The organism is Haloarcula sp. CGMCC 1.2071 (assembly GCF_037078445.1).
Lineage (GTDB): Archaea > Halobacteriota > Halobacteria > Halobacteriales > Haloarculaceae > Haloarcula > Haloarcula amylolytica.
The window spans coordinates 1-7194 of sequence record NZ_JAYMGY010000040.1 but is presented as its reverse complement, the minus strand read 5'-3'; the positions used below and the strand labels follow the sequence as shown (position 1 = coordinate 7194).

Here is a 7194-nt window from a genome sequence, read left to right as displayed (position 1 = left end):
ACAGTATCTTAGAGCATTTCAGCTACGCCGAGAGCTGTTTCGGAAACCCGGCCGAGATGCTCTCAAATACGCTGTTCGAGCAACTCTGTGAAATCAACAATGTGCTACGGATGAGCGAACCTATTTATTCAGATGACTAACGAGATCCTACCCACTACACATGACTGGTATTGATAAAAAAGAAGGCGATGGTGACAATACAAATACGGACTTGTCTTCAGCTTACGGAGAGTATCGCCGAGCAGCACGTCGAGCCCGAGAATTAGATGACCTTGAAACAGCAGGCTCTTTTTACGTAGCAGCATCTCGGATTGGAATGGCAGAGTCGTTTCCGTTACCCGATGATAATCGTCCACCAGATGCGTCAACCGCAAATAAATTATTTTTTACACAGGCATTGAGAGAGTTCCTTCTTGCCAGCCTCTGTTTCCGGTTAGCTGACTGTGGCGACCGATGCCAGCGTCACTGTGAACAAGGAGTTGCTATCATGACCGATGTCAGAGATACTCTTTTTCGCGATCCCGCTGAGATTGGATTGGGCCACGAGATTATTGGTGACTTCCAGCTCGTGGCTGGTTTTAATAACTATAATGAATCCTATTCCCTTGCCGCCGAACAATATGCGACCATCGACAACGATCTTGGATGGCAGATGGAGGACGGGTTCGATGACTTTTCTCTCATCGCCGTCGAACTGGCTGACTCCGCCGGATTAGGTCCCGAAAACGGTGACCGGGAACGTATCAGGCGGACATCTCTTGATGCACGAGCCAAATTCAAACAAGAGCAATTTCCCGAGGTGATTGAAGCAATAATTACCAAGGGTAATTGGAAATCAGATACAATTTAGCGAAATCTGAATAGTGCTTTCGAAAAGACCCGACAAACGGTTCGGCCAAAGGGAGAGTCTCAGTACCTCACAAAGCATCGCCAGTTAACCTGATCTGAGTCACCTGTTCTGTCGAGATGAGTCGTCGATAGTGGTCGAGGGACGCTAATAGAAGGGGAGGTGCCGCTATCGGCGGCGATCAGCCACCGACGCGGCAGCGTTGCCACTCACAAGACGGCGTCCCGCCTGGTGATTATCGGTGGAACCGGTCATCCGGTGGCCGGTTCGCGGGGACGGCCCGACGCACTGCGAGGGCCGTCCACGCTGCCCGACACAGCATATTGATGAACTCCTCGAACGACCAGGACCAGAGGCGACGCCCGCCACGGCGGGGCGTCGCCATTGGTGTTTGGTCACACTTCATCAAGTAGACTTCTCAACTAACGGGCTTTGTGAGGTACTGAACCTACGACTGCTAACCGAAGTTTTCATCCGTTTTAAATTTCTGTTAATTAAGCAGAGTTGCACGCGCGATTGATAAAATCGAAAACACTCGCTACTTAGGGAAATCCGTCACCGCGGCTCGCAGAATGAAATATGCGAGTGAACTCCCGGCACGGAGCGCTGGCCGTGTAGCTTCATTTGGCGTTGACCAAGCAAAGCGCCCGTTCGCGCGATACTCACTACGTAACTCACGGACGGTCGGGAAGGTGGTTCGGACACGTCGCTACGTGGCCGATAAGACACCTCAGAAGGTATACGATCTGAATACCAAACAACGGAAGCTCTCAGCCCGATACTTCCGAGATGCCGACCTTGGCGGTCGCTCCCCGTCGGAACTGGAGGCCGCCGGGAAGCTGATGGCCGAGAACAATCCCAAGCAGGTCTCACGGATGCTGCGTCGGATGGACGATTCGGGGCAGCAGGCGTTCCTCGGCCCTGACATGGACCCGGCGGTGCGGCGGAATTTGTACGACGGGTGGAAGGCAGACCGCCTGGTGTCGGCGGAGGATGCGGCGGCGTCGGCGCGGAAATACAAAGACGTGGACGCGAATGGTCGGCGTGTTCTGGATGACGTACTTACTGACCCGGACGCGCGTAGTGCCTGGATCCGCACACTCGGTGACGACGCCGTCCAAGCTGACGATGCTGTCGCAAGTGCACGGAAGTACGGCGATCTGGACTCGACAAAGCGGTCGCAGTTCCGAGAGTTGCTGGCAGACGATGACTTGCGTGATTCGTGGGTCAGTGTCACAGCGGACCGCGAGATTACCACCGCCGATATCGAAATCACAATCGGTCGGGTCGAGACCAACAGTCAGCATTCAGTCTCCAACTTCAAGATTGGTCGGAACGCGAACCCGGAGGATGCCGCACATCCACCGCATGACCCTGATTCAATCGTCGTTGAGATGAAACTCGAAGAAGGCGATGAGTTCTGGCGCGTGTATGAACGTAAGTCACAGACTTCGAACCCTGACGAGAACCTTGCCGGTGGGTTTGTGGCGCGGAGATCTACGCTTCAGTCGGCAGAAACGCCAGAGCAGGTTCTCGATCGGTTAGCATTACTTCGGTCTGAATGGCAGGAGTACAATTACGTGGGAAAAGTAGAGCTAACCGACGAGTTTGTCGAAAACAATCAGATCCGGGTCCAAGTGAGCACAACCCGCCGCCAGGCGAGTGATGTCAGTGACGAAGTCCGGCCGGGCGGGGGTACTCAGTACCTCTTGCAAGACGATCTGCAGCCTACTGATCAAGGTGTGAATTGGGAACCAGTTGACGACCTTGGTGACTTCGTCGACTGAGAAGTCTGGTTGCCGTAGCAGACTCCTATGCGGACACTCCTTTTTATTGTATACCCATTTATAATTTAGAGGTTGCTAATCATCTGTAGCAAGAATTTTGTCCACAAGATCGTAACGAAACAATATGGCTCAATATGATGATGGTACTGTCGTTTTTGAAGGGAAGGAAATCGAGGTCGGGAGAGAGATCGTCGATGTTCTTGGGTACGGAGAAATAGTCGTCGTTCTACTGTATGTCTCACCAAATGAACAGCACCCAACGAACGTGCTTGCATTCGACAAGGACGGGAACAAGGTCTGGGAGATTGAATCACCTCCTGAGGAGCGGGAACAGCGATCTTACAAAAGTTTGAACGTCGTGGACGGAAACTTGCGAGTGACCAACTGGAACGGATACGGATACCGGGTCGATGTGGATACTGGGGAAGTTACCGAAACTGGCTATACACGATAATTCAGACGTGCGTGTTCACCCCCACAAAGAGCGGTTTCAGGTGTCTGAGACGGTTGAAATCAGGGGGAAAATGGTATTTATAAGTGAAGCTCTTCCGCGGTGATCTCAAGAATCGACAGACGGCGTTGGTATCACCGAGATTACACCGCTGAACCACCGAATCTGGCCGTGATCGAAATCCCGTGCTGTCTTGTGATTTGCTGAGGGTAAACACATACATTCAGACGGCTCGTATATGGCTCCCTCTTTTCGTTCGTCAAGCCATTGCCCTGAACCGAACAACCTCGGCGGGAAGGTGTAAGACCACTTATCAGACATCGTGAGTTCCGACCCATCGATCACGCTCACAACGCGCGGATCAATGGGCCTCGATACCCCAACGAGCGATGTGTGAAACCGTCTTTTCAACTATCAGGCGCACGCTCGGACACCTCAGAAGGTATACGATCTGAATACCAAGCAACGGAAGCTCTCAGCCCGATACTTCCGAGATGCCGACCTTGGCGGTCGCTCACCGTCGGAACTGGAGACCGCCGGGAAGCTGATGGCCGAGAACAATCCCAAGCAGGTCTCACGGATGCTGCGTCGGATGGACGACGGCCAGCAGGCGGCGTTCTTGAGCGATGATCTCGACGAAGCGGCGCGGGCGGACTTATATAAGGCTTGGAAAAACGGCGACAATGTACGTGCCAGCGATGTTGCAGAAGCTTCCAGCGCTGACCCGCAGACAGTGCGGCTCATCGCGGATGGCTCCGGTGATGTAGACGACGCATATGATCGGGCAGTCATTCAAGCAGCCAACAGCGATAGTGTTGCTTCCAACAAGCAACTCAAGCGAGTTGTCCGGAAAGTCGACGACCTTGACGGTACTCGGCAACGCCGGGCCAAGCAACTCATCGCTGAGACTGACGGTGCTGGCGTCAAGCTCGTCGACGAACTCGATGACAACGCGTTGAATAATCTACTTGACTACGATGGTGAAAGCGCTCGAGGGATGCGGAAACGGATAACCGAGCTGTATGATAACGGCGATATTCGGAAGAATCAAATCGAGACGTTCGGACGTGATCTCGAATCACTTCGGGAGGCAGATGTGGATGGTGTAGAACACGTCATTTCGGAGGATATCGTCACAAATGGTGAGGCAGGGAACGTTGAGGGTGCGATGTACGAGTTTCGTGTTGCTAATGAGCGTGTAGACAATCTCAACAATATCGATGAAATAGGCAGAGAGATTGATACAGTCGATTATAGTGATCTCAGCGATGATCAAATTGACCAACTAATCAAGGAGATTCACTTTCCGGATGCCGACACCCGTGCAGCAAAAGAACGGATTATCAAGGACGCAGTAAGCCCAGATCCAGATGGCACTCCGAAAACAATGGAAGTAGACGTATTGAAAAAGAATGGAGACTACGTTGAGGCAAAGGCAAAAGACCGAATCAGTTGGACGGATATACGTAGTAAAACAATTCGGTATAAAGCGAACCAGCTAAACGGGAATATTGAACCGAACGACGGCATTATGAAAGTTGTTGGCCGTCCAAGTAGATTCAGTGATGGCCGCCCGGGAGGCCCTGATCTTAACAAAGTCGGGCGAGTAATCCAAAATACCCGTGGTCTAGAGAAGGCGACGCTACAAAAATACCCCAATTAAAATCAATGTCCGATGATTATCTCACCATTCAGTTCCCGTATAGACAAGGAGATGCCGAAGAGCTGAAAGACCAACATTTGAAGGCGTTCGAAAATGGGGACCAGTTCAACGTGGCCTTACCGTTTGTTGAAACCAGCGTTGGTAACTTCCAGATCAGTAGCGCAGATATTCCTGAAATCACGGGAATGTCTGATTTACACAATTATGAGTATGAAACAGCGGGTGACGAGTGGAATCTAATGTATGCTCCGATGGTGGAATACTATCTCGGGAGTCTGGCAGGATTAGCCGACGGAACCAACACAGAAAGTGGCCATCCATTGGATACGCTGATCGATGTCGTTGTTACTGGGTACAAAGCAACAGATAAGCCACCACTCGCGGCTATTGCAATTACGCCGCCTCACGAACACCATTTGGAACGCCCACCGTTTACCGCGAAGTCACTGGCGCATGACACATATGACCATCTGAGTTGGCTGTCAATTTTCACACCGTCGATGGTCGAATATTATGGCCGCGAGACGTTGCTCTCTGCTCCCGCCTGGAAAGTTAGGGAACTAACCGATGGCGCGATTCTTATCGTTTGTCATTCTGATATCACAAATTGGGGCGTAGATTGTTGTGATATCGCACATCACATTGGACTTCCTTGGTATGCGGATACGTAAACAGAAGGGTGTCATAGAACAGTTGACATGGTTTTCCAGACTGAGAGGACTGCTCTAACCGTTTCTGGATAGCAGTAACAATCTCCTTCTCTCAGAGACCGCTTTTCCGGAAGCTACTGAGGTGTGTGAATCGTTTTATGACACCCTGTTACAGCGGCAATGAGGGGTGCGACTGTAGACTAGAGGTAACTGCCTCACCGTAATTCACTTGAGTTCACGGCAAACGATATCATCGGCGGTGGGGAATAAAAAAACAGAGAGTCTTACTCGCCTGCCTCGTCTCCCTCGGGCTGAACATCCCGAAGCCGACCACCAATTTCCTGCTCGTACTCTTCCAAGAGCTTGTAGAACTCCTCGATCGTCTCCTCGGCAGTCTCACCCTTCGACTTAATCGTCATACTGTCTTCGTCTCGCGTCCCGGTTCCTCGTTTCATCCGGGCCTCCATACTGCACCCAAAGTCCGTTCGTTCGACCTTTTCGACTGAGTCTGGAGCCGTGTCTGGCTCTGTCTCTGGTTCACTTGACATGGGTCTTCTCGGGACGCTCTCACTGGAACGCCCCGCACCCGACTGGGGCACACAAAACAGCCGTCAATCGCTACTCTCGAACGCACCCAGACTGGCCTGCTCACTCGGGACAGACACCGTAGCCGGTGGTGTTCGCTCTTCAGAGCCCGTGTCTGTCCCCTGAGTTGGGCTGGACTCGTTCTCCGCCTCGACCGTATTCTCGAAGGCGTCGGTCACCCACTCGTGAAGCTCCTCGACCTCCTCGTCGTCTAGCTCGCGAACGCTCCCACCCAGCGAAGAGTACGACGTCTGCCACGCTCGCTGGAACTCGACAGTCAGTGAGTCGCCTTGGATAATGTAGGCATCCAGATTCAGGAAACAGCAGTTCAGCGCCGTCATTCGGGCACACAGTGGGTCTTTGTCTTGCCCGACAAACAGCGCGTCTGGCTGCTTTCGACCGGCGACCAGTAGCGTCCGACCGCTCCCACAGGCCGGGTCAAGGACCGTCTGTCTATCATCGGTATCGCTCTCGTCTCCGACGCCGGCGATCTCAGCCATTGTCTCGCAAACAGAGTGGGGCGTGAAGTGCTGGCCGAACGCATCGCTGGACATTCCGTATTCTTCGTAGACGGCACCCAGAACGTCAGCGTCGGTAGCCGCCATCCGTTCTTGGAGCTGGCCGAACGCCTTGGCGAAGAGGTCGACCGACCTCCGTCCGTCTGGATGGGCCATGTCATCGCGCTCGCGATAGTCGTCAACGATCTCCAGATACGGGTCGTCTCGGTCCTGCAGTGCGAACAGCATGAGGTTGACCCAGTCTCGGAAGACCGTGTGCGCGCTGTGCCCGCGCTGGCGAATTTGCTCAAGCGTTTCAACAATCTCGTCGACGTCGATCTGTGGCGAAGCCATGCTCTCTCAGCCACCAGAGAGGCACAAAATCCGGCCTGCCGACAGTCGTGAATCTAGTCAGTTGTAGTACTTATTCTCCCAGTCGCACCGGGCTTGAATCTCTCGACGCCCACGATTGGTGATTATGTAGCCATTCGTCCGTCCGTCTTTCTTCCCTTTCTCGACGAGACCTTTGTCGATGAGTGTATCCAGATTTGGATAAAGTCGGCCGTAATGAATCTTCTTCTCGTAATATTCTTCAATCGCTCTTGTGAAGCACGTTGTTGATTTTTAGAGGGCGGCGTTGAGAGCATGTTTGAGCGCTTCGTCACCTGGTTTTCTGTAGAGTTCACAGCGGAGCTGAAAGGCTCGGAGATACGG

General features: G+C 52.8%; 7 protein-coding genes and 3 pseudogenes. 6 read left to right on the top strand and 4 right to left on the bottom strand.

What is annotated here, in order from left to right; genetic code table 11:
• Nucleotides 1-160 precede the first annotated feature (160 nt).
• Nucleotides 161-850 carry a hypothetical protein gene (locus tag VI234_RS21065; RefSeq protein WP_336331211.1) on the top strand — a complete coding sequence of 230 codons (690 nt, stop codon included), beginning with the start codon at nt 161-163 and terminating at the stop codon, nt 848-850.
• Nucleotides 851-1082: 232 nt separating this feature from the next.
• Here VI234_RS21065 and VI234_RS21060 read toward each other — a convergent pair.
• Nucleotides 1083-1232: pseudogene (locus VI234_RS21060) on the bottom strand (ISH3 family transposase); the annotation flags it as partial.
• Nucleotides 1233-1539: 307 nt separating this feature from the next.
• Between VI234_RS21060 and VI234_RS21055 the strand changes: the two are divergent.
• The 5 genes and pseudogenes from VI234_RS21055 to VI234_RS21035 all read left to right on the top strand — a co-directional run bounded on the left by VI234_RS21055 (nt 1540) and on the right by VI234_RS21035 (nt 5419).
• Nucleotides 1540-2634, top strand: coding sequence for a hypothetical protein (locus VI234_RS21055; RefSeq protein ID WP_336331210.1), 1095 nt, complete (start codon nt 1540-1542; stop codon nt 2632-2634).
• A gap of 124 nt (nt 2635-2758) precedes the next feature.
• Nucleotides 2759-3088, top strand: a complete 330-nt coding sequence (locus VI234_RS21050) for a hypothetical protein (RefSeq protein WP_008313521.1) — start codon at nt 2759-2761, stop codon at nt 3086-3088.
• A gap of 276 nt (nt 3089-3364) precedes the next feature.
• Nucleotides 3365-3516, top strand: a pseudogene (locus tag VI234_RS21045) (IS5/IS1182 family transposase); the annotation flags it as partial.
• Nucleotides 3517-3632: 116 nt separating this feature from the next.
• Nucleotides 3633-4748, top strand: a complete 1116-nt coding sequence (locus tag VI234_RS21040) for a hypothetical protein (protein ID WP_336331209.1) — start codon at nt 3633-3635, stop codon at nt 4746-4748.
• Nucleotides 4749-4753: 5 nt separating this feature from the next.
• Nucleotides 4754-5419, top strand: a complete 666-nt coding sequence (locus VI234_RS21035) for a hypothetical protein (RefSeq protein ID WP_336331208.1) — start codon at nt 4754-4756, stop codon at nt 5417-5419.
• A gap of 263 nt (nt 5420-5682) precedes the next feature.
• Here VI234_RS21035 and VI234_RS21030 read toward each other — a convergent pair whose 3' ends face one another.
• From VI234_RS21030 to VI234_RS21020, 3 genes and pseudogenes are all read right to left on the bottom strand, one after another.
• Nucleotides 5683-5946, bottom strand: coding sequence for a DUF7389 domain-containing protein (locus VI234_RS21030; RefSeq protein ID WP_336331207.1), 264 nt, complete (start codon nt 5944-5946; stop codon nt 5683-5685).
• 63 nt (nt 5947-6009) lie between these two features.
• Entirely contained in the window at nt 6010-6834 is an 825-nt protein-coding gene (locus VI234_RS21025) for an N-6 DNA methylase (RefSeq protein ID WP_336331206.1), read from the bottom strand.
• A gap of 57 nt (nt 6835-6891) precedes the next feature.
• A pseudogene (locus tag VI234_RS21020) lies at nt 6892-7077 on the bottom strand (helix-turn-helix transcriptional regulator); the annotation flags it as partial.
• Between the last annotated feature and the right edge of the window lie 117 nt (nt 7078-7194).